Annotated in this window: 25 protein-coding genes; 24 read left to right on the forward strand and 1 reads right to left on the reverse strand. The window is 42.6% G+C overall.

Annotated elements, in window-relative coordinates; all coding sequences use genetic code 11:
- The first annotated feature begins 39 nt into the window (after positions 1-39).
- The 9 genes from ACT6NU_RS03215 to ACT6NU_RS03255 all read left to right on the forward strand — a co-directional run bounded on the left by ACT6NU_RS03215 (position 40) and on the right by ACT6NU_RS03255 (position 6,822).
- Positions 40-558 carry a RidA family protein gene (locus tag ACT6NU_RS03215; protein ID WP_445383020.1) on the forward strand — a complete coding sequence of 173 codons (519 nt, stop codon included), beginning with the start codon at positions 40-42 and terminating at the stop codon, positions 556-558.
- A gap of 153 nt (positions 559-711) precedes the next feature.
- Positions 712-1,218 (forward strand): VOC family protein, encoded by a 507-nt coding sequence (locus ACT6NU_RS03220; protein ID WP_445383021.1) that lies wholly within the window; start codon positions 712-714, stop codon positions 1,216-1,218.
- A 230-nt stretch (positions 1,219-1,448) separates the two neighbouring features.
- On the forward strand, positions 1,449-2,183 hold the full coding sequence (locus tag ACT6NU_RS03225) for a DUF6090 family protein (RefSeq protein ID WP_445383022.1): 735 nt from the start codon (positions 1,449-1,451) through the stop codon (positions 2,181-2,183).
- A gap of 4 nt (positions 2,184-2,187) precedes the next feature.
- The gene (locus ACT6NU_RS03230) at positions 2,188-2,916 is read left to right on the forward strand and encodes a DUF6090 family protein (RefSeq protein WP_445383023.1); all 729 of its coding nucleotides are present in this window, start codon (positions 2,188-2,190) and stop codon (positions 2,914-2,916) included.
- Complete coding sequence (locus tag ACT6NU_RS03235; protein ID WP_445383024.1) at positions 2,913-3,422, forward strand: hypothetical protein; 510 nt, start codon at positions 2,913-2,915, stop codon at positions 3,420-3,422. The genes ACT6NU_RS03230 and ACT6NU_RS03235 overlap by 4 nt, the downstream gene beginning before the upstream one ends.
- 177 nt (positions 3,423-3,599) lie before the next feature.
- The gene (locus ACT6NU_RS03240) at positions 3,600-4,163 is read left to right on the forward strand and encodes a hypothetical protein (protein ID WP_445383025.1); all 564 of its coding nucleotides are present in this window, start codon (positions 3,600-3,602) and stop codon (positions 4,161-4,163) included.
- A gap of 170 nt (positions 4,164-4,333) precedes the next feature.
- The gene (locus tag ACT6NU_RS03245) at positions 4,334-4,822 is read left to right on the forward strand and encodes a DUF3592 domain-containing protein (RefSeq protein ID WP_445383026.1); all 489 of its coding nucleotides are present in this window, start codon (positions 4,334-4,336) and stop codon (positions 4,820-4,822) included.
- A 168-nt stretch (positions 4,823-4,990) separates the two neighbouring features.
- A complete protein-coding gene (locus ACT6NU_RS03250; protein ID WP_445383027.1) occupies positions 4,991-5,512 on the forward strand; it encodes a hypothetical protein in 522 nt (173 codons plus the stop codon).
- A 38-nt stretch (positions 5,513-5,550) separates the two neighbouring features.
- Entirely contained in the window at positions 5,551-6,822 is a 1,272-nt protein-coding gene (locus ACT6NU_RS03255) for a phosphatidylserine decarboxylase (RefSeq protein WP_445383028.1), read from the forward strand.
- 348 nt (positions 6,823-7,170) lie between these two features.
- On the opposite strand, the gene ACT6NU_RS03260 is transcribed toward ACT6NU_RS03255, so the two are convergent.
- Positions 7,171-8,409, reverse strand: a complete 1,239-nt coding sequence (locus ACT6NU_RS03260; protein ID WP_445383029.1) for a DUF418 domain-containing protein — start codon at positions 8,407-8,409, stop codon at positions 7,171-7,173.
- Positions 8,410-8,867: 458 nt separating this feature from the next.
- Between ACT6NU_RS03260 and ACT6NU_RS03265 the strand changes: the two genes are divergently transcribed.
- The 15 genes from ACT6NU_RS03265 to ACT6NU_RS03335 all read left to right on the forward strand — a co-directional run bounded on the left by ACT6NU_RS03265 (position 8,868) and on the right by ACT6NU_RS03335 (position 21,206).
- Positions 8,868-9,617 carry a CPBP family intramembrane glutamic endopeptidase gene (locus tag ACT6NU_RS03265; RefSeq protein WP_445383030.1) on the forward strand — a complete coding sequence of 250 codons (750 nt, stop codon included), beginning with the start codon at positions 8,868-8,870 and terminating at the stop codon, positions 9,615-9,617.
- Between the two features lie 305 nt (positions 9,618-9,922).
- Positions 9,923-11,356 carry an alpha/beta fold hydrolase gene (locus ACT6NU_RS03270; protein WP_445383031.1) on the forward strand — a complete coding sequence of 478 codons (1,434 nt, stop codon included), beginning with the start codon at positions 9,923-9,925 and terminating at the stop codon, positions 11,354-11,356.
- Between the two features lie 83 nt (positions 11,357-11,439).
- A complete protein-coding gene (locus ACT6NU_RS03275; protein WP_445383032.1) occupies positions 11,440-12,189 on the forward strand; it encodes a DUF6090 family protein in 750 nt (249 codons plus the stop codon).
- 63 nt (positions 12,190-12,252) lie between these two features.
- Positions 12,253-13,674, forward strand: a complete 1,422-nt coding sequence (locus ACT6NU_RS03280) for a DASS family sodium-coupled anion symporter (RefSeq protein ID WP_445383033.1) — start codon at positions 12,253-12,255, stop codon at positions 13,672-13,674.
- A 56-nt stretch (positions 13,675-13,730) separates the two neighbouring features.
- On the forward strand, positions 13,731-14,504 hold the full coding sequence (locus ACT6NU_RS03285; protein ID WP_445383034.1) for a TSUP family transporter: 774 nt from the start codon (positions 13,731-13,733) through the stop codon (positions 14,502-14,504).
- 301 nt (positions 14,505-14,805) lie between these two features.
- Entirely contained in the window at positions 14,806-15,165 is a 360-nt protein-coding gene (locus ACT6NU_RS03290; RefSeq protein WP_445383035.1) for a bleomycin resistance protein, read from the forward strand.
- 46 nt (positions 15,166-15,211) lie between these two features.
- Positions 15,212-16,036: a formylglycine-generating enzyme family protein gene (locus ACT6NU_RS03295; protein ID WP_445383036.1), complete on the forward strand. Its 825-nt coding sequence runs from the start codon at positions 15,212-15,214 to the stop codon at positions 16,034-16,036.
- Positions 16,037-16,164: 128 nt separating this feature from the next.
- Positions 16,165-16,581: a VOC family protein gene (locus ACT6NU_RS03300; protein ID WP_445383037.1), complete on the forward strand. Its 417-nt coding sequence runs from the start codon at positions 16,165-16,167 to the stop codon at positions 16,579-16,581.
- Between the two features lie 49 nt (positions 16,582-16,630).
- A complete protein-coding gene (locus ACT6NU_RS03305) occupies positions 16,631-17,365 on the forward strand; it encodes a CPBP family intramembrane glutamic endopeptidase (protein WP_445383038.1) in 735 nt (244 codons plus the stop codon).
- Positions 17,366-17,771: 406 nt separating this feature from the next.
- Positions 17,772-18,197 carry a VOC family protein gene (locus ACT6NU_RS03310; protein WP_445383039.1) on the forward strand — a complete coding sequence of 142 codons (426 nt, stop codon included), beginning with the start codon at positions 17,772-17,774 and terminating at the stop codon, positions 18,195-18,197.
- Between the two features lie 37 nt (positions 18,198-18,234).
- On the forward strand, positions 18,235-18,981 hold the full coding sequence (locus ACT6NU_RS03315) for a carbon-nitrogen hydrolase family protein (protein WP_445383040.1): 747 nt from the start codon (positions 18,235-18,237) through the stop codon (positions 18,979-18,981).
- Between the two features lie 113 nt (positions 18,982-19,094).
- Positions 19,095-19,292, forward strand: coding sequence for a hypothetical protein (locus ACT6NU_RS03320; RefSeq protein ID WP_445383041.1), 198 nt, complete (start codon positions 19,095-19,097; stop codon positions 19,290-19,292).
- A 116-nt stretch (positions 19,293-19,408) separates the two neighbouring features.
- Entirely contained in the window at positions 19,409-19,855 is a 447-nt protein-coding gene (locus ACT6NU_RS03325) for a DUF6326 family protein (protein WP_445383042.1), read from the forward strand.
- Between the two features lie 5 nt (positions 19,856-19,860).
- A complete protein-coding gene (locus ACT6NU_RS03330) occupies positions 19,861-20,547 on the forward strand; it encodes a DUF4386 domain-containing protein (protein WP_445383043.1) in 687 nt (228 codons plus the stop codon).
- 452 nt (positions 20,548-20,999) lie between these two features.
- Positions 21,000-21,206, forward strand: coding sequence for a hypothetical protein (locus tag ACT6NU_RS03335; RefSeq protein WP_445383044.1), 207 nt, complete (start codon positions 21,000-21,002; stop codon positions 21,204-21,206).
- Positions 21,207-21,297: the final 91 nt, after the last annotated feature.

A 21,297-nucleotide genomic window follows, 5' to 3' on the forward strand; every position in this document is an offset into this window, starting at 1 on the left:
GCCATACCCTAACAAAGCGGGCACTAAACGATCAGAATTATGAAAACAATAAGCAAGCAACTGGCTTTAACCACAACCCTTTTTGCGCTGGCCCTTGGGTTACAAAGTTGTGAACAAGCAGAAAAAGAAAAAACTGAAGAAGTAGAAGAGAAAATAATAGTCGAATCCGATAAACCTGAATATTTTCTGTTACGGCCTGAGGTCGAAAAAGCCTATGGGTATTCCCATGCCGTAAAAATTGGCAAAAAGATTAAAATCTCCGGAGCAGTGAGTATGGACAATCAGGGGAACCCTACCGCAGTTGGTGATATAGAACAACAATTGAAAAACTGTTATGCAGATTTGGAGAAAATCCTACAACACTATGGCTGCACCTTTGATGATGTAATAGTAGAAAATATTTTTACGACGAATATGCCTTTATTGGTGGAAAAATCTGCGTACCGGGCTGAAATATATAAAAACAATTTCCCGACAGGTTCTTGGCTCGGGGTGAAGGAATTGGCACTCCCCGAATTTATGGTTGAAATTGAACTGGAAGCCTATAAGTCTGATTGAAAGTGCAGTCGTATATATTCCGACCACTGTTCTTCTGAGTAGATCCTACGGCACTAACCACTGCTGATAGTAGCTGCACTTTGCCCTCCCAGGCCTTTTCTTCTAAATGCCTCTCCTTAAGTGAAGCCAACATATTTTAAGAAACCGAATTATATGAAGCATAAAATTATTTTCATTCTGGCTGTACCCATTTTATTCGTTTCAGGATTAATAACGGGACATTATATTGGTTTTGATTCTAAAAAAGAAGGTAAAATCCTTGGCCTCAATCACGTGGGTTTAAGGGTGGCTGATTTTGAAAAGGCCCTGGAGTTTTATCAAAATGACCTGGGTTTCCCGATGACATATAAATTCGACAACAAAGAAGGCAAGCCCATTTTCGCTTACGTTCAGATCAGTCAGTCCACCTTTATAGAGCTGTTGCCGGCTACTGAAGAACATCCTGAAGGGATAGATCACTTCGGCCTGGAGACCCAAAACAATGAAGCGGTGGTTAGCCATTTTCATAGTTTGGGCATGGAATGCACAAAATCCACTGTCAGTCCATTTACCCATGTCAACATTGCACATGCAATAGATCCAAATGGAATATATTTTGAAATACTCGAGGCAACTGAAGGCTCCGACTTAAAAAAAGTAATGGACAATTGGAAGGACTAAATTCTTAAGACTCAAAAGACTGAAATAAACCTTCGTTATCCCAATCGGCTCATATTCCCTATCTTAGTTTAAGGCAGCCGGGGCCGCCGAAGAACTTGTGCTTTATTCCCAATAAAAGTCGCTGCCAGCCCATGATAAAATTCTTCAGAGGGCCGAACGGATAACAAAGGTCTCGCAGACCTTTGTAAGTGAGGAGCCAGACGGTACGCTGGCCTTAAAAAACAAAAGACATGATCAAGTTTTTCAGAAAAATAAGACAGAAACTACTCTCCGAAAATAAAGTCAGCAAATACTTGTTTTATGCCATAGGGGAAATTGTGCTGGTGGTTATTGGGATACTGATTGCAGTACGCATCAACAACTGGAACGAGGATCGCATCGCAAAATCGACTGCCAGAAACTTCCTTATATCTCTAAAGCAAGATCTGAAAAAAGATTCCACAGACCTGGCAATATCCATAGGCTTTAATGATGAAAAACTGCTACAGCTGGAAACATTACGACAAAAAATGGAACGCCCTGCTTTCACTGCAGACAGTCTGATGTTCCTGAACGCAAATGATTTTGACGTTTATTTTGCTCCTATCAGAAGGTTCAAAGATGCTACCTTTAAATCACTCATTTCGTCTGGGAAGATCGAATTGCTGGGAGCGATCCAAAAACCGCTTCTGGAATTGGATGCCCTGCACTCCGAGTTAAAAGACATCGCAGATAATTTCCAGCCACAATATTTTGAAGTAAGCTCATTGTACTTTAAAGAGTATGCCGGATTAAACAGCAATAAACTGTATCTCAGTAAGTTTACCTCCTTTTCAGATATTGATTCCGAAAAGCACGCCAAAGATTTTTTGCACCTGATGCTAACGAAAGGAACCCTCCTGCAACGTACTCAGGGTAAACGAAAAGAAATACAGTCCCTCACCCAAAAGATCCTGGCTGATATTTCCCGAGAACTAAAACCGTAAATTCATGCTCTTCTTCCTTCGCAAAGTCCGCAAAGCATTGTTAACCAAAAACAGGTTCTCCACCTACCTGCTGTATGCCATAGGGGAGATCATATTGGTTGTAATCGGTATCTTAATTGCTGTTAGCATAAACGACTGGAATGAGGCGCAAAAAGAAGCTAGGCAGGAAATAGTAATACTAAAAAACCTGAATGATGACCTTAAATATAATCTGCTTGAACTTCGAAGGGTGTATGCAGAAGATTCCCTGCAGGTAGTAGATAACAGACGGTTGCTCGCCTTTATGCAGGACCCTCAGGCTGCCTACCATGATTCCCTGCAAACCTATTTCGGGCAAATTAGCCGTTATGATGTTTTCTCCCCCCGAAGGATGGCCTACGAGGCCCTGAAATCCAAAAGCCTGGACCTTATCCACAATGAGGAGCTGCGATCCGACATAATCCGGCTTTACGATGAGCAATATCCCCTCAATACGCTCATGCTGGATTTAAGGAAAGACATCCATATCAATTCCATGACCCTAGCGAACAAGCGATTCCTAACGCTGAATGAAGTAAACCGGACGGTTCCCACAAACTTTGAAAAACTCCGGACAGACCACGAATTCATCAATAACCTGTCCTATATCGCGGCAGAAGGAGCGAACTTTGTGTCCCACCTTTATAAAATGAGGGCGCAGACAGTAGTAGTACAGGAAAAAATCCGCCAGGAGCTACAAAAGCTCTCCAGGTGAATAGTTATTTCCAGCCCTGGTACACTTCCTTTCTAAAAAGGAATGCAGAAGACATAGACCCGGGGTTTATCAAGTATTTGATGGACGATTACCATTTCAAAAACCGGGCGTTTAATTTTCATCTGAGGATGCGGGAAATGATGGCCGCCCTCACCGGCTTGCAACAGCAGCTTGTCGACCTTTTTATTGAAATAAATGTTGTGCTGACACAACCCACAGAGTATCCGGATGCTATTGCGAATTTTTACCTGAAACTCTCCCCATCGGATACAGAAAAACTAGTCGGCAGCTATCTAAATAACCTTGGAGACACCTTAGAACTTACTATTCAGAACGGGCAGTTAATGCTAAACAACAATACTGCGTATACTCTAAAGGGAAATGTTTTAATCGCCGGATCCGGACAGCCTGTTTACAGGAATCGTTACGTTTTTGATTTGAAGGAAAACACTATTTGTAGTAAACTCCTTTATGAAAAAGATTGCTACACAAAATATAATCCTTAGACAAAGCCTTCTGAACCGTACTGATTATTCAAAATACATTGGACAGCAACCACAGCAAGTTGAAACTCAAAATACCTGCCTCCTGCCGTGATCCAGGCTACAGATTGTCCCTGTTTTTATCTAACTTAAGGGCTACCCTCAAAGGACGATGTGAAAAATTAAAATCCCGGTTTAAAAATGAACGTTAGAATCTTACTTATATGCGCTTTAATGCTTTTAGGCAATGCCTGCCAGGAGCCAGCTTCGGAACTCGACCGGATCATACTCGAATGTTATGCCTCCAGATACGAGGCGGAAGGCTATGACATCAAAACCATCATAGATGATTATGAAAAAGTATTAATCGAAAAAGGTGTCTTACAAGATGGCTCCAGTGAGAGTTACTTGGCCGTGTTGCAAAAAGTATACACAGATAAAGGTTATCGCATTCAGGCCCCGGCCTTTATGGAAAACGATCCTTACATCAAAATAGTTCAGAGTAGCGGTTTGGCCGTAATGGAGTGCGAGAAGGAAATGCTTGCATCCTTACAGGAGAGCGATCCCAAATGGCGCAGGATGCTCAATCCTGACTCCCCGGAACTCAAACAAAACCCGGAGCGGGTTGTTGAATTTATGGCTGAAGACCTGTCTGAAAAGGACCTGAACTCCTATTATTTCAGGCTTAAAATGTTTCAGGTTTTTGATGGGGCCAACGCCAAATGGCGCAATTCGAATGAGATGCCAGATGGTTCCGCTGATTAACATCTTTATAGTTCCAAGAGCCGAAACGACTATCGCTTCCCTTTCCCAAAAAGGGAATTCCTAATTTTAATTGATCAGTCAGCTTCCCGGAACAACCTGGTATCATGCTTCAAACAGATAGAATTTATGTCCAAATCTATCGTTAGTATACATAACCTGTTATTGCAACCATGACTTCTGGAGAAAAGGGTTTACTGCTAATAATATTTTCCGTTGGTGTTTTGCTCCTGGCGATAGGCTCTTATTGCTATTCCACTACCCATACCTTTGTGGAGAAAGCGATATCTGTAGATGGCATAGTTGTTGGCCTTCAGAAAAAGGATGGGACATCTCGGCCTCTGGTAGAATATTCTGACCACAACGGTTTTACCCGCACGCATTATTCCAAGACGGGAACCAATCCACCCGCTTATTTTGTTGGAGAAAAAGTAAAAATCCTGTATGATCCGGATGATTCTCAATATCATCTTAATTCAAGAATTGATTCCACCCCTGGCCTTTGGGGGTTAACCATTTTTCTTCTGGCACTTGGTTCAGTTTTTATTTTTGTTTCTGCCCTTGTCTGTTATATTATCCAGATTCATGGCGGGATATGGTTCTTTCGCAAGAAAGACCGACTGGAATTCGAAGAGAATGGCAGTTTAGATCATACTATTTGATTCGCCAATGACCTCAGCCTTAAACGGCTTTCCCTCTTACCCCAAAATCAGAATCTTTTGCTAATTTTTATTTCGGTTTGGCCCATGCTTTTATATCCTATACCTGAGGCCCAGGCGATTTTTGAATCAAAGAGAGTTTAAAAAGAATTTATTATTAAGTCGTATCTTATGAAGATGAAACCTTCCAAATTCGTAACTGCGACTATTTTAGGCCTGTCCCTCTTATTATTTAATTCCTGGGAATCGTCGGCGCAGGACAATAAGCCTTCCATTGATGGTCCCCTGGCAGACTTTTCTGTTTTGATTGGAGGCGAATGGTACCTGGATAATTCATATCAGACCTTTGAGTGGGGTGTGGGCAAGCTGTCTGTAATATCTAAAAGCTATTTTCTGGTAGACGGGCAGGCAAAGCTTGTAGCCGAAGGTGCATGGTTCTGGCATCCGGGCTTAAAAGTCATAAAAGGCTATTTCACGGCGGTGGATATGCCTTATAGTTTTTTTGAATACACCACGGCATTTGAAGGAAAAAATATGATGAATGCATTAACCACTTACACGGCAAATGGCGTATCAGAAACCTATCAGGAGAACTGGGAATTTCTAAATGATAATAGTTTTAACTGGTCGCTTTTTGCAAAAACCGAAGAAGGACTCTCCAAAATTATGGGAGGGGAATACATCAGAAAGTAACAGTTATTTAATAAATAAAAGCATAATAATCCTTGCAAATGAAACAGCTTCAGAATTCCATTCTCATATTCTTCCTGCTTGTTGGCCTTGTTAACTGCAATTCCCCCAAAAAGGAAGTTGTATACGGTGATGCAACCAAAGAATTAATTACCCTGGTTGAAAGCAACCCGGAACTAAAAGCAATGCTGCAGTCTTCTATATACCAGGCAAAGGAAATCAATCCAGACAGGGATACAAATCCTGCCCAGACCCTTGAGGAGTATTATGAGTTTATTAGCTGGACAGAAACCACCATGCCCTGGGCAATCGTAAAAAAGGAAGAATATTCCGAGATCTTTGATCATATTTTTCAGGGTTTTTGTGCGTTTTATTTCCTGATTGACCAGCCCCTGGCAGCGCTTGAAGGAAAAGGCCTGGTCAATAATTCCTTGCAGTACTATGAACCCTTTGCAACATGGCTCACAACCTTCAGCAAATCCTGGGGTGCGTTTCTCGATACCGAAGCTTCCTGGAATGAAGAATATTATCAAATGGCATTAAATGACCCGAATTTTGGATTGCAAAAGGGCTGGTATGAAGACCCTTCAAACTGGAAAACCTTCAATCAATTCTTTGCCAGGTACCTGAAGTCTCCCGATATGCGGCCCATTGCAAATCCTGAACAGGATTCTGTGGTGGTCTCCTTTGCCGATTCCCAACCTATGGGTGTCTGGAAAATAGACGATAACTCCAACCTGCTGGACAAAGACGGGGTCCCGGTAAAATCTGCCACGCTCAATTCTGTATCAGAACTTATTGGTGAAGACAGTGCGTACAAAGACGTATTTGCAGGTGGTTCACTTACCCACTCCTTCCTGAACGTAAACGACTATCACAGATATCACTTTCCCTTAAGCGGAACCATAAAAGAAGCCAGGATCATCCAGGGTATCAATCCTACAGGTGGCCAGCTGTGGTGGGACCAGCAGAACAACCGTTATGCCTTTAACCCGAGTGCCAAGACCGGATGGCAGGCCGTTGAAACAAGGGGGTGTGTGATACTGGAAACCGAGGAGTATGGCCTTGTGGCCTTATTACCTATCGGGATGGCAGTTGTGGGTTCCGTCAATTTTGAAGACAATATCACTCCGGGCACCACAATAAAAAAAGGTGATATGCTGGGCCATTTTGCCTTCGGCGGATCCGATTTTATCATGATCTTCCAGGAGGGCGTTACCTTTACTTTAGATGCCCCCATGCAGGATGATGGAACTTCATACAAACACCTGTTAATGGGAGAACGTTTAGGGCTATTATCCAGAGAGGAATAATGTATTAGCAATTGCATAAGCAGCTACCTACCTGCTCTAAATTTTTCAAAAAGAAATTTCCTGCTTTTAAGCAACCCCGGCAAATAAAACAGCTGTCTGGTTTATTGCTCTGGGTCGTTTTAAGGCAGAACAATCGCGCTACAGAAAGGTTGTATAAACTGGGCTATGCCCATAGAAAAAATGCTGCAATGACAGATAAAGCGAAAAATGCCCTGTTGGCCAAACTTGGAAATCAGCTGCATAAAAATAAGCTGGTTAAAGCAGGGGTATATAAGGCTCTACTGTTGCCGGCAGGTTCGCTTTATCTGATATAGAGTGCTGGCCATGCCTTAAAATCAAACACCGGGCCTAAGATCCTGCCTTGATCCTGTTTTTCCTCATCGGCTGTTTCTTCATATAGGTGAGACTGCGCCATAGCCATTCAAAGGGTCCGAAATGGAAGCGGTTCAGCCAGGGACGGGACCAAAATATCTGCAAGGTCCATATACCTACTACAACCAATAATTGCTGCCAGCGGTCTAACTGCCCGCACAAGCCCAGGCCAATCCCCCAGAAAATAAATACCCCGATTATGGAATGCATCAGGTAGTTAGTCAGGGCCATTTGGCCTACTGCCGCCAATCGGTCGCGTACCCAGGGAAAGGCATTTGATTTGGCAATAGCCATGATGCCACAGATATATCCAAAACTCATAAACAGGCTACCCCAGTAATTCCACTGCGACCCAAGGTACATGGAATACTCAAATGAGAAATTGGCATTGAAGTTTGTATACATCCCATAACCCGAAATGAGCAGACCCAGGCTACATCCAATAATCAGGCCCCGGATATAAAATGCTTTCGACTTCTTTGCCAAAAGCACACCCCACTTATACAAAGCCATGCCAATTAGCATTAACCCTGTTGCTCGCCAGAATAGCTGCATAAAGAGCACGAAGGTCTCCAGGAAAGTAGCTTCGGCCGAATTATAGGCGATCTGTTCGCTCAGGGATCCGGTCACAGCATCAATCTGATGCTGAAGTTCCGCTTCGGATAGTATCCAGCTTTGTTTGGCCATCTCCAGGCTTTCAGGGGGCCAGTGTTCCATGGTCGATCCCATAAATACATATATCAGCGTATGTACGGAGATTACCAAAATACCAACGATGACAAGCGTAACAGGCCTTGCTTTGCGAAAGAGGTACACGAATAGGGCCGCTATGGCATAGGACACCAGGATATCCCCGGACCAGATCAGGTGGGCATGCACAAGCCCGATAAGTAATAACCAGAACGTACGTCTGTAGTGCAATCCGGCAGACTTACCGCTACGTGCTTCCGCGCGCTGGGTCATAAGCAATACGCCTGCCCCGAAAAGAATGGAGAAAATGGTCATGAATTTTTCTTCAGCGAACAGGTGGCCGAATATCCAGACCCCTTTGTTGATTCCACTAAAGTCACCAAACGCGGTGGGATTCAGGTAGGCCGCAAGAGGCATGGCCATAAGTTGAATATTCATAATCAGGATGCCTAGGAGGGCAAATCCCCTTAGAAAATCGAGCGCCTGTATGCGTTCTCCGGAGGTAACAGGTTGTGCAGTAGTCATATCTGTGGTTGTTGGTTAATTCACGGGCTGCTAAGCCATCTTTATAAAATTACCACCCACCAGTGGTTATTTCCTTATTCTAAATACCTAATCGTTGATATTTGTTGCCCAATTGTCAATTCTGTATCCCCAGATGTTTAGGTTAAGGTTAAACCATTTAAAATTGATATCCTTACCCCTGCTATTGTGCCGATAAAGGCATATTTTATAGGTACTAAACGTAGATGCTTCACTGACTATAAAAACCGACCATAATGAAATACCTGTTTATCGTCCATTCAATTGCATAAGCAGCTACCTACCTGCTCTAAATTTTTCAAAAAGAAATTTCCTACTTTTAAGTAACCCAGGTAATTAAAAAACTTGCCTGTTTGATTGCTGCGGGCTGTTTTAAGGCAGTACTTGTGCAGGTAGAAAGGTTCTTTTACCTGGGATGTACCCAAATAAAAAATGTTGCAATGACAGATAAAGCAAACAATGCTCTATTGGCCAAACTTGGAAATCAGCTGCATAAAAATAAGCTGGTTAAAGCAGGGGAAATATTCTTGCTTTTCATTTTAACATATACCTTCATTACGCTAATAATACCTCTCACCGGAGACAACCCCCTTTTAATACAAGCAGTTGTCTGGACGGCGAATATTCTGATGCTGATTTATGTTTGGATAGGACTAAAACTCCGCGGCGAAAGTTGGAAAGACTTTGGGCTGGTCTTTGGATCCATTTCTTTGAGGAGCGCAGTTAAAGTTACACTGCTCTCCCTACTGGTGTTTGCTCTCGCAGTAACCGGCTTCCTAATAGGGTCCATTATCATGGCCAATATAACGGGCATTCCCGAAGGAGCCAACATGAGCGGTTATGATTATTTAAAAGGTAATATTTGGATGCTTATCATAACACTTGCAGGTGTTTATATCGTTTCTTCATTTGGCGAAGAAGTTATTTACAGAGGATTCCTGATAAACAGAATTTCCCAAATCGGCAATGATTCTAAAAAAGCCACCATTATCGCTGTTATCCTTAGTTCAGTTATTTTCGGGCTTATTCATTATGCCTGGGGGCCCATGGGGATTGTGCAAATAGGCTTTATGGGATTAGCCTTGGGAATCAGTTATATCAAATTAAAAAAGAGACTTTGGATTTTAATTTTAGCCCATGCCTATATGGACACCATACTTATGGCACAGTTGTATATAGCGAGTAGTTAAACAGAAAAGAAGGTATTAATTGATTACACGGACATTGAATTAAACGACCATAGACTGGGAGAATATAGAATTTCCAATATGATAGCATCGCTGAATATTCTTAAATAGCCCTTACTAAAAGAAGCTGTTCACCTTAACCCCGACCGCCCTAAAGAAATTTCCTATTTTTAAATAATTAATAATTAACTACAGCTTAGATTGTAAATAAACAGTGATTAAGCTGTAGTTCGACCTAAGCATAACTAAGACCCAGGCACAATGTCAAAGAGTCGGGGTCGTTAAGCACAATTTCATTAAAACAGGCAATGAAGATTAAAATAGGGACCTTATTACTATTGCTTTTTGCTCAGTCAATCCTGCTAGCCCAAAAACTGGATTTAGAACCCTATGTGTTTGTTTCCAGGGCACAAGATACCGTGCTGGCCGAACTGGGGAATTTTAAGGTGTTGGAAGATCGGGCAAACCCTTCAAAAGATTCAATCCGCCTTGCTTTTATCCGGTTTAAAAGTACCAATCCGAAGCCGGGAAGCCCCATAGTTTATTTGGCAGGTGGCCCCGGTGGCTCAGGATCGGGAACAGCCGAAGGAGGCCGTTTTAAATTGTTTATGAAACTGCGGGAAATTGCAGATGTGATCGCCTTTGACCAGCGCGGTACCGGGATGTCCGATCAACTTCCCGATTGCCCGTACAGGGCAGTATTTGAACTAAAAAGACCGATTGAAAAGGCTGAATACCTTCAAAAATCAAGAGAAAACATTACAAAATGCCTGAACTTCTGGGAGGAAGAAAATGTAAATCTAAACGCCTATAATACCACCGAAAGCGCAAGAGATATTGACGAACTGAGAAAAGTCCTTGGCGCTGAAAAGATTTCAATCTGGGGTATTAGTTACGGCTCACATCTCGCTTTTGAATACTTAAGGCTTTTTGAAGACAATATTAATAAAATGGTGCTGGCCAGTCTTGAAGGCCCGAACCAAACCATAAAATTGCCAAAGCACACCGAGGCTTTTGTATTTAAAATAGCCGAATTGGCAAAAGACAATTACGGCGCTGACAAAAAATACCCTGACCTTAAAGAAAAGATCCTTGCGGTACATAAAAGACTCAAAAATAAAGCAGTAACCGCTTCCTATAAAAATAGGAGTGGCGGGATGGATACGATAGGCATTTCCAATTTTGAACTGCAAGCTGCCATAGCAACATTCTATTTAAAAAACCCTGACGATTCCAGGAAGCTGCCCAAAACCTACTCACAGCTATACCAGGGAGACTTCTCTGGAATTGCAGCTGATGTAATGGTTGTAAAACGGTACATTTTCAATGGCATCAGACCCATGCCCTTTGCCATGGATATGCAGAGCGGTATCTCTGATCTAAGAGCTGAGGCAGTTGGAGAACAAATAGACAACACCATTCTTGGAAGTACCATAAACTTCTTGCTTTATGAATGGATGAAATCTAACAGCTTTCCACAACTACCGGATAGTTTTAGAGTACTAAAAACAAACACCGTTGATGCGCTGCTTTTAAGTGGGACCCTGGATGGCCGGACCTACCTAGAGAGCGGGTTTGAAATAGCCAAAAAGTTTAAAAAGGGGCAACACCTGATAATTGAAAATGCCGGACACGACTTGTATATGGCATCCCCCCTTATCGGGGATATACTACTTGACTTTTTTAAAGGAAAAAATTTAAAGGTAAATAGGCTTGTGCTTAAACCAACACTGTTTGATTAAGAACCGATTCAAAATGGACTGTCAGAATTGATACCGTTCACTGCTGTTTCTGAAAATCCTATCTTTAGCATAACGCACTCTCAATGATCAAACTCTTCAGGCGAATCAGACAAAACTTACTTTCAGAAGGCAAGACTGGACAGTATCTGAAATATGCCATTGGCGAAATTGTGCTTGTGGTTATTGGAATATTAATTGCGTTGGGGATCAATAACTGGAATGAACGAAACAAGCTGAATCAATCGATTGTTGAGCATCTTGAAATCCTCAAAAAGGATTTAAACGAAGACCAAATACAACTGCGGGAGTTGAAGAACAGTTTGACTGAAAGGAAGCAGGCCGCAGATTCCGCACTATTTCAGATGATGACCATAAGGCCAACAGATATTCAATTAAAGAAGTATCTGATAATGCTATATCAGGAATTTAAGTTCAGTCCAAATACAAATGCAATTGAAACAATAAACCAGTCCAATGAAATACCTGCATTGAATAACGAATTAAGAACTGTTGTCCTGGACTATTACGCATTAATTGAAAGAACTAAAGAAAGAGAGCATATCTCCAACACTCAAATACAGACAAAGTACGAACCCTATCTGAATGAACATTATCCTGTCATTTTTCAAAAGAACAATCAGTGGGGGTTCATTTCAGAATATTACAAAAAGGACCCAAGGCCAGTATCCATGATTGACGCAGAAAAGTTTCTTAAGGATAAAACCTTGGAAACCCTTTTAGTGTCCCGATACTACCAATGCAGTTCATTAGAAACCTTTTACGAAGAATTAATTACAGCTTCTGATAAAATACTTAATATGATAGAAAAATAATTGACGAAAGCAGACCCATTGGTTTAAAGATGGGTATAGATCTAACCTTATCAGCCTTATAACTTGAAAGAACTCTCACAACATCAGAAAATACTTTGGGGAAAACGAAGCTTCACCCTTTTATTTGGGATACTTATCTGGAACCTTCCTGTTCCCTGGGACCTGACACCTGATACCTGGCATTTGTTCGCCGTCTTTATAACGGCCATCCTGGGGGTTTTAATCGAAGCCCTTTCTATTTTTACGGCATCTGTCCTGGCACTGGTGGCTGTGGTGCTGTTAAGGGTGCTCCCCCCCGAACAGGCTTTCTCAGGGTTCTCAGAGAGCTTTATCCTGCTTATCCTGGCCGCATTTTTAGTGGCAAAAGGGGTCATTAAGTCTGGCCTGGGCAGGCGGATTGCCTTTTTACTGATCCGCCGCTTCGGGAAATCTACCCTGAATTTGGGCTATTGCATTGTTGCGACGGACACCCTGCTAGGACCCGCCATCCCCAGCAATACGGCCAGGTCGGGAATACTCTATCCCATAGCCCATGCATTGTCTTTAGATACCGGGTCCCTGCCAACAGCAGAAGGCCGAAAGAGGACCGGAAGTTACCTTATGATGACTGCCATATCCGGACACACCATCAGTTCAGCACTCTGGTTTACAGGAATGGCCGCCAACCCGGTGGGTGCCGGAATTGCTGCCCAATTTGGCGTAAACATGAATTTTGGAAATTGGCTCTTAGTGGCCTCTGTACCCTGTATAATAGCGCTCGTTGCCATTCCTTTCGTTTTGTATAAGCTGTTTCCCCCTGAAAATAAGTTCACCCCGCAAGCCCCCAAAATGGCCAGGAAGGCATTGGACAAAATGGGCCCCATGAGCAGTCAGGAATGGATTATGGGAGTGACCTTTTTTGGAATGATCCTCCTTTGGGCACTTTCCCCTGTCCTGAACCTGAATTTAGCCATCGTGGCCTTTTTTGGGCTATCGATTTTGATACTGACCAATGTGTACTCCCTTGAAGATATCAGAGAAGGTGCCGGAGATGCACTGGAAACCTATGTGTGGTTTGCCATTTTGTATATGATGAGTACCGCCCTGAACGACATGGGTTTTATGAAGACCCTGGGAGCGCAGATAGCTACATACATCAGTGATTATAATTGGTTTACGGTCTATATCCTTTTGACTGTCTTATATGTGCTGATCCACTATCTGTTTGTAAGTCAGACGGCCCAATTGCTGGCATTGTACGCCGTTTTTTTACAAGTGGCGGTAAATGCAGAGGTACCCGCTGCACTTATGGCCTTTATGTTGTCTTTCGCTACCAATTATTTTGCGGTCATGACACCCCAGGCCTCCAGTTCCAATGTGCTGTTTGCCGGAAGTGGGTTTTTACCGTCGAAGGAAATATATAAACAGGGGGCAGTTATCACCATTTTAAATACGGTTATCTTCCTTCTGGCAACGCCCTGGATAATCTGGTCTTCCTCCTTGTAAGGGAATCCTGGATATCAGATTTCAGGAAATTTGTATTAATTAGCTGAAAAATTCGGATGGAAATCGTAATAATTTCAATCGTAGCATTTCTGGTCGCCATTTTGACCTTCTTTTCTGGTTTCGGATTGGGCACCATCCTTACGCCGGTTCTGATGATATTCTTCCCTGTTGAACTGGCAATCGCCCTTACAGGCGTGGTGCATTTCTTTAACAACATTTATAAGCTTGGGTTAGTGGGCAGAAATGCAAACAAGGATGTTTTGATCCGCTTTGGAATTCCTGCAGTAATTGCAGCCTTTTTTGGTTCCTGGGTATTAATAAATATTAAAGACGTCCAACCGCTATTTTCTTACCATGCCTTTGGTTCTTTTTTTGAAGTATATCCCGTAAAATTCCTGATATCAATTCTCCTGATCATATTTGCCTCCATTGATCTTATCCCCTATTTCAATAAACTTCAATTTGGAAAAGACAAATTGCCTTTGGGTGGGGCCTTAAGTGGGTTTTTCGGCGGGCTTTCGGGCAATCAGGGCGCATTGCGCACTGCCTTTCTGATTAAGGCCGGGCTATCAAAAGAGGCATTTATTGGAACGGCAGTAGTGGTTTCCACCTTTGTTGATTTTACAAGATTGAGCGTCTATGCTTCCGGGTTTTTAAAATCCGGCCTGATCGATAACCTGAGCCTGGTAATTTTTACAACACTTTCCGGAGTTGCCGGGTCATTTATTGGAAATAAACTACTGAAAAAAGTTACATTGAGGTTTGTACAGGTTACCGTGGCTATTTTATTGATTATAATATCTCTTGCACTAGGTGCTGGCATCATTTAGAAAAGTAAAAGCGGGATTACCCGGCAAGAACATAATCACCAAATACTCCCTTTGGGCCGTCGGGAAGATATAACTGTTGGTCATCGGGGTTTTGATTACGATCCAGATCAACAACTGTAATGAAGAAAGAAAGTCTTGGTTCGTTGAATCAGAGCTTATAAAGCAGTTTCAGTTGGAATTAAAGGATTTGCTGAATAATACATAATGGAATAAAGGGCTGCCTTAATAATTATTATGGCCGGTAAACCTCTCACGAAGCCCATACCAAACCCTGGCGGAATATTATTTATCTTGTAGCATTATGCTCAAAAACATACATCCGAAATTACCCATGCGTGACAAAGCCATTACGCGAGAATACTATCAGAATAAATTGGGTTTTAAGGTACTGGGCAACACAGATTATGAAGGGTATTTGATGTTGGGAAAAGACCATATTGAAATTCACTTTTTTGAATTTAAGGAATTGAATCCAAGAGAGAATTATGGAATGGTTTATATAAGAACGGATGATATCGAAGGTTTTTACCAATCGCTATTGGAGAAAGGTACCGCTATTCACCCGAATGGACCCTTAGAAATCAAGCCCTGGGGACAAAAGGAGTTTTCCATACTGGACCCGGACAACAACCTGCTTACTTTTGGGCAGAATATTTCATAACAAGATAAACTGTCTTAAACTGTTTCCCATTTGAATCCTTGAAAAAATGAAAACAATCGCAGAGAATTCAAAGAAGTGGATTATTGCCCTACTCGGTTTTACTTTACTGGGGTTTTCAAAAGATGCAGATTCCCTTAAAGTTGCTATCGACAAACCGGAAATGGTCAGGATCCAAGGGGGAACCTTCACTATGGGGCAGAAGGATGGGGAACAGGACGAAAAACCCGAACACCTTGTTGAAATCAGGGATTTCTACCTCGCAAAATTTGAGGTTACCGTTTCGCAATACAGAGCATTCTGTGTAGCCACCGGCAGGGACATGCCAAAAGAACCCGGATGGGGCTGGATCGATACGCATCCGATTATAAATACTTCATGGAATGATGCCAGCAGCTACATAGAGTGGCTGAATGCCAGAACCGATGAAAAGTATCGTTTGCCAACAGAAGCAGAATTTGAATACGCCTTGCGCAATGGAGGCGAAAAAGGTAATTATCCCTGGGGCAATGGCAAGCCCGAGGGCGAAAACCTGGCAGATGAATCCTTACGGAAAGAAACTTCAAGAAGCAATATCTGGGCAGGTTACGATGATGGTTATGCATTTACGGCTCCCGTGGGTTCCTTTAAACCAAATAAGCTGGGCTTATATGACCTGAACGGGAATATCTGGGAATGGTGCAGTGACTGGTACGCATCTTATCCTAATCAAAAAACAGTAAACCCTCAGGGCGCTGTTTCCGGAAAAGCCAAGGTTGGCAGGGGAGGAAGTTACGATGCCGACCCCTGGCACTCCCGTTCGGCAAGCCGTGCATTTGTTGAACCAACCTTTAAAAGACCGGGTTTTCGATTGGCAAGAGATATAGAGATCTAGCAATCTCAAACCCGCTTTATTTTCGACCATTGCCTGACAAATTGAAGGTGCAATTCTTCGGCTATTTGCAGGGATTATGAAAATACATATTTGAACAATTACAGTTAACCAGACAAAAAACCAGGATAATGAACAGGATATTTGACACTTACAGACCGGAGGGATTTGGAACGGTAACCGCCTACCTATTCGCCGAAAAACCGCTGGAGTTAATCGATTTTCTGAAAAAAGCCTTCTTTGCCCAGGAAATCAATCGTTCTGTTAACCCCAAAAATGGAGAAATTGCTAATGTCATTTTAAAGATTGGCAATTCCTGTTTTATGATTAGCCAGGCCAGAGATCAATTCTCAAATATGCGTAGCTCATTTTATTTATACGTTGAAAATGTAGATGAGATGCATCTGAGGGCTGTAGAAAACGGGGCGAAAGTGGAATTTGAACCTGCAGATATGGATTATCAGGACCGGCAGTCCGGAATTATTGACCCCTGCGGAAATTACTGGTGGATCTCAAAACGACTTGTAAAAAAAAGGTACGAAGAATAAAGAAATGGCTGGCCCCGTACTTGATTCACGAATCCGCATAAACCAATAAATGCAACAGAGACATCTTACAGATTCAAAAACCACTGCATTCCTGGAATCCATCCTTGTTTGTGGCGTCTATATAGTGGTCTCAAACGCGGCTGTTGCTAAAGATATATTTGGGGCTACCCAGTGGTTCTCTGAATTCTCTGCGGTCGAATCGGCTATAGCAGGAGGTTTTACCACCGGCGCTCTAACTCAATTTTTGCTAATGCTCCTTTTGGTATTGTTCCCTTTTTTTCCAGATGCCCGAAAGGCATTATTGAGCTTGCGTGAGCCCGCTTCATCAAAGGGTTGGAAAATAGCTATTTCCGTGTTGCTTATACAAGTATTAGTGCTTTATTTAGGATGGATCAAAGACTTTTCTAAACTAACAGACAGCAGCACTTTTGGCATTAGCATGTCCATTGTGCCTGCTGTGGATGGCATCTCACAAGAGGTCCTGTTTCGGGGGTATGTAATACTCAGGCTGGCAAGGTCCGGTGTTTCGTCCTTGTGGCAAATTATCCTTTCAGGCGCTTTGTTTGCGGCCATTCACATACCGTATATTTCCTATCCGGGACCGGACCTGGCCAATACTGTTTGGACCACTCTGATGCCATTTGCCGGAACATTTAGCTTAGGGGCTGCCTGGGCATTTGCCTATAGGCAGAGCAATTATAAACTTATGCCCGTAATGGTATCGCATATATTGGTCATTGTGCTTGTACAGCCCTGGCTGGCTTATGTTTATTCTATTAACTGAAAATACTTGCAAAACGGGCCGTGACGTTTTTGTAATAGGTTGGACAGTTGTCCATTTATCAAATATGGTGGATTTATTAAACCTATTAAAACGGAACCGAAAACCGGTAATCAAGCCCTTGGGACCAAAAAAATTCAATAATAGACCCTGACCATAACCTGTTAACCTTTGAACTAGCTATATAGATATAACCATCCGTCCATATGGTCTATGCCCCGTCATAGCTCCCTGCCAAGAAGAAAAATCACTAATTTTATTTAACCGGGCGTTAAACAGGGCATATACCACAGATAACCTGAAGTTAAGTTTCAAGCTGTTCCGGGTAGCCACTCTGTTGCCAGAGCTACTATAAGAAAAAGCAGATTACGCATTTTTTGAAAATAATATCTGAACCAATACCCGAAATATGAAAACAACAACATTTCTGACCTTTGTGGGAGAGCAATGCGGGAAGGCCAAAAAGGCCCTGGATTTGTACACTTCCATTTTTCCGAATTCGGAAATTAAAAGCATTGTAAAATACGACGAAGGTGAGGCCGGAGGAACCCCGGAGCTCATCAAATACGGGGTTTTTACGCTTAATGGCACGGAATACAGGGTCTCCGAAAGTAATTTCAATCACCCCTGGTCTTTTACGCCGGGGGTATCACTTTTTGTTGAAAGTGATTCTGAAGCGGAAATACAAAGCGCATTCGAAACGCTTGCTTCAAATGGTGGTCAGATAATGGTCCCGTTGGATGCCTACGAAACCGGCGATTATGGCTTTGGTAAAAAATTCGGATGGTGCGAAGACAAATACGGCATTTCCTGGCAATTCCTGCTTTCTGACTAAATACTGAGAAACCTTTGGCCCAATTTGAAATAAGCAGATGAAGATAGGCTTAGCCCAGCTAAAACCGATTAAGGGGGATATTCAGAATAATATTGAAATCCATAAAATATGGGTTAAGCAGGCGGTGGCCAAAAATGCAGACCTGCTTGCCTTTCCAGAATTGTCGCTTACCGCTTACGAACCTGCACTTGCCGGGGAGCTGGCAATAAACCCCTCTGATTCACGTCTGGACGTATTTCAGAAACTAAGTGACCGGAACAATATCGCAATCGGGCTGGGTGCACCCACCAAATCTGCGACCGGGATACGGATAAGCATGATTATTTTTCAACCCAAGCAAGGCCGGAAAATATATTCGAAACAACGCTTGCATCCGGACGAGTTGCCCTATTTTGAGGAAGGGGACCAACAACTGCTTTTAACCCTTGGCAGTACAAAGATTGCCCCGGGCATTTGCTATGAGTCCCTGCAGCGGCCGCACGCAGCGAAGGCAAAAAATCTGGGGGCCGACATTTACTTGGCCAGTGTAGCCAAGGCACAAAACGGGCTTGAAAAAGCCTTTGCCCACTACCCTGCAATGGCCCGGGAGTTCCATATGCCGGTATTGATGTGTAATTGTATTGGGTTTTGCGATACCTTTCGGAGCGCAGGGCAATCTGCTATTTGGAGTGCTCAGGGAAGCCTGCTGGGGCAACTCAAATCTGACCAAGAGGGAATGCTCTTCTTCGATACAGAATCGATGCAGGTCGCCAAAATGGTACTTGACAGAACCAATCATTCTTAAAGATTTTCCCTGAATTGAATAGGTATTGATCCGTCGTGAAATAAGGTCGCCCATTCTGTTTCAAAATTTAAAACAAATGAAGGAAAACTTATTTCTGATATTCCTTATTCTGTATGTCCTGTAGGGAGCATACTCAAAAAGTTGATCTAAAAGAGGCAGGAATATACAAAGAGGATTATTGGAGGCATCTGGATTATTTGTTACAACTTAAAGAGGATGTGGCCTCAATCACCAGCATGTTTGAAGGCTACCAGGTTACCAAAGACAATGACCTGTACGATCTTTACAATACCGCGATTATTACCAGTTAGGTTATAATATCCATGATCCTGGAAAAATACCTGCCTGAGAACATTTTGAAATACCATGTAACAAGATTACCGATGGGACGTCTTATACAAACATTAACCGATTATATCCAACCAAATTGAGCAGAGAAAAGACCCCTCCCAGACCCCTGACGCATTACACAATCAACACAAAAATAAAACTGGCCTTACTCTGGACAAGCCTGATGTTCCTATACATCTATGCCGACTACTTCCAGCTGATGACTCCCGGGAAGTTGGAACGCATTATAGCCCTTGAAACACCCATGGGGCCTACCTCACCAGGGCTTTTGGTGATTTTTTCAACAATTTTGATTATCCCGGCCCTGATGATCTTTCTTTCTGTTTTTCTAAGGCCGCAGATCAACAAATGGCTGAATATTCTCATGGCTTTTTTATATGCCTGTATCTCCCTTTTGATTGTCATTACCAGTTTCGGGTCTGAATGGTATACTTTCTATGTTTTATTTAACCTGATAGAACTGCTCGTCTTTATCCTCATCATAGCTCAGGCATGGAAATGGCCGAGAACAGAAAATTCATGAAAAACATGAACACATACAACAACCAAAGTCAATTGGTAACCACGGCAAGAACGGCAGGAGTCTGGTACCTGCTGATGGCCATTTCAGGCATTGTGGGATTTCTGATAATCCATCCTCAGATATTTGACTCATCGGACCCTCAAAAAACGCTGACCAACCTTATTGAACAGGACTCCCTGGCACGAACCCGCCTGCTGCTGGAATTTGCCATTATCGTTTCACAGGCCCTCACTGCAGTATGGTTTTATAAATTATTCAGGGGTATAAACGAATGGGCAGCGTGGACTGTAGGTATTTGGGGTATTGTCAATGCCGTTGCCATAATGGTTAGCGCAATTGCCATGGGGACCGCCATTGAGATGGCAGGCGCCTCCTCCCCCCCTGAGGATATATTGATGTCCATTCAACTTTTGACTGGTTTACTCGGAAATGCCTGGGGAGTTGGCGGGCTTTTCTTCGGGCTGTGGCTGATCCCTTTGGGGTATATTTTAATCAGCTCAAAAAGGATGCCCGTCTGGCTGGGCCGTACACTTGTTGCGGGTGGTTTCGGATACCTGATAAGCACTGCAATTAATTATTCAGGGCTTGAAATTTCCTGGGCAAGATACTTAACCCTTCCTGCCACGGTCGGGGAGTTCTGGATGATTGGCTATTTATTGGTTTTTGGGATACGGCAGGCAAAGCAGGAATAATATTTCGTAAAGGGAAATACCATTAGGGATGGTGTACACTGCGGTAGTCGGTGATAAGTAAAAGACCACTCAGCCTTAGCATCCCGCAATTTAATGTCTACTCCGCGTGGGGCTTTTGATTCCGCTTCAATTTTTTATCTGCTCTTTTCTCCTTTGCCGTTTTGGCGGCAGGCGTTTTATCGTTTTTTAGTTTTCCTTTTTTCTCTTTTGACATGCCGTGCAGGTATTTAATTAGATTTCCTTTAAGATACTGCCTTTATGACCAATGCATTTGCAATAAAAAATCCATGAGTTACATATTTCACAGGTATTCAGGCCTTTTTCGGAAAAGCCTGCCAGCCTGGTCTTTTATTCCACCCACAAAAAATCTGTAACTTATATAAGCTTTCAAAAGTAGACTGTAACATAAATCCTGTAGAAGAGCCTCAACTTTGCAGAACAAAAAAAAGCTTATGAGCCCTTTAAAAATAGATTACAAGACCATTACTGAAAATGCAAATCAAAAAAGCATGTTTACGAAATACAGGATAGAACTTAAACCGGTAATCCAGGGAATACTCAGGGTCTTCCAAGAGAAGCCCGTCCTTTTATGTGTGGCCGGAAACGGAAGGAAACAAATACAGTTTACCAGGAAAATAGAACCCATGATATGGAAATAAACGCAAATTGAACCAAAAAAAAAGCAGACTTAAAAAGTCTGCTTTTTTTTGTGCCCTATATGCTGCTTATGCCGAACATGAAAATAGGGCA

The organism is Robiginitalea rubriflava, assembly GCF_052540725.1.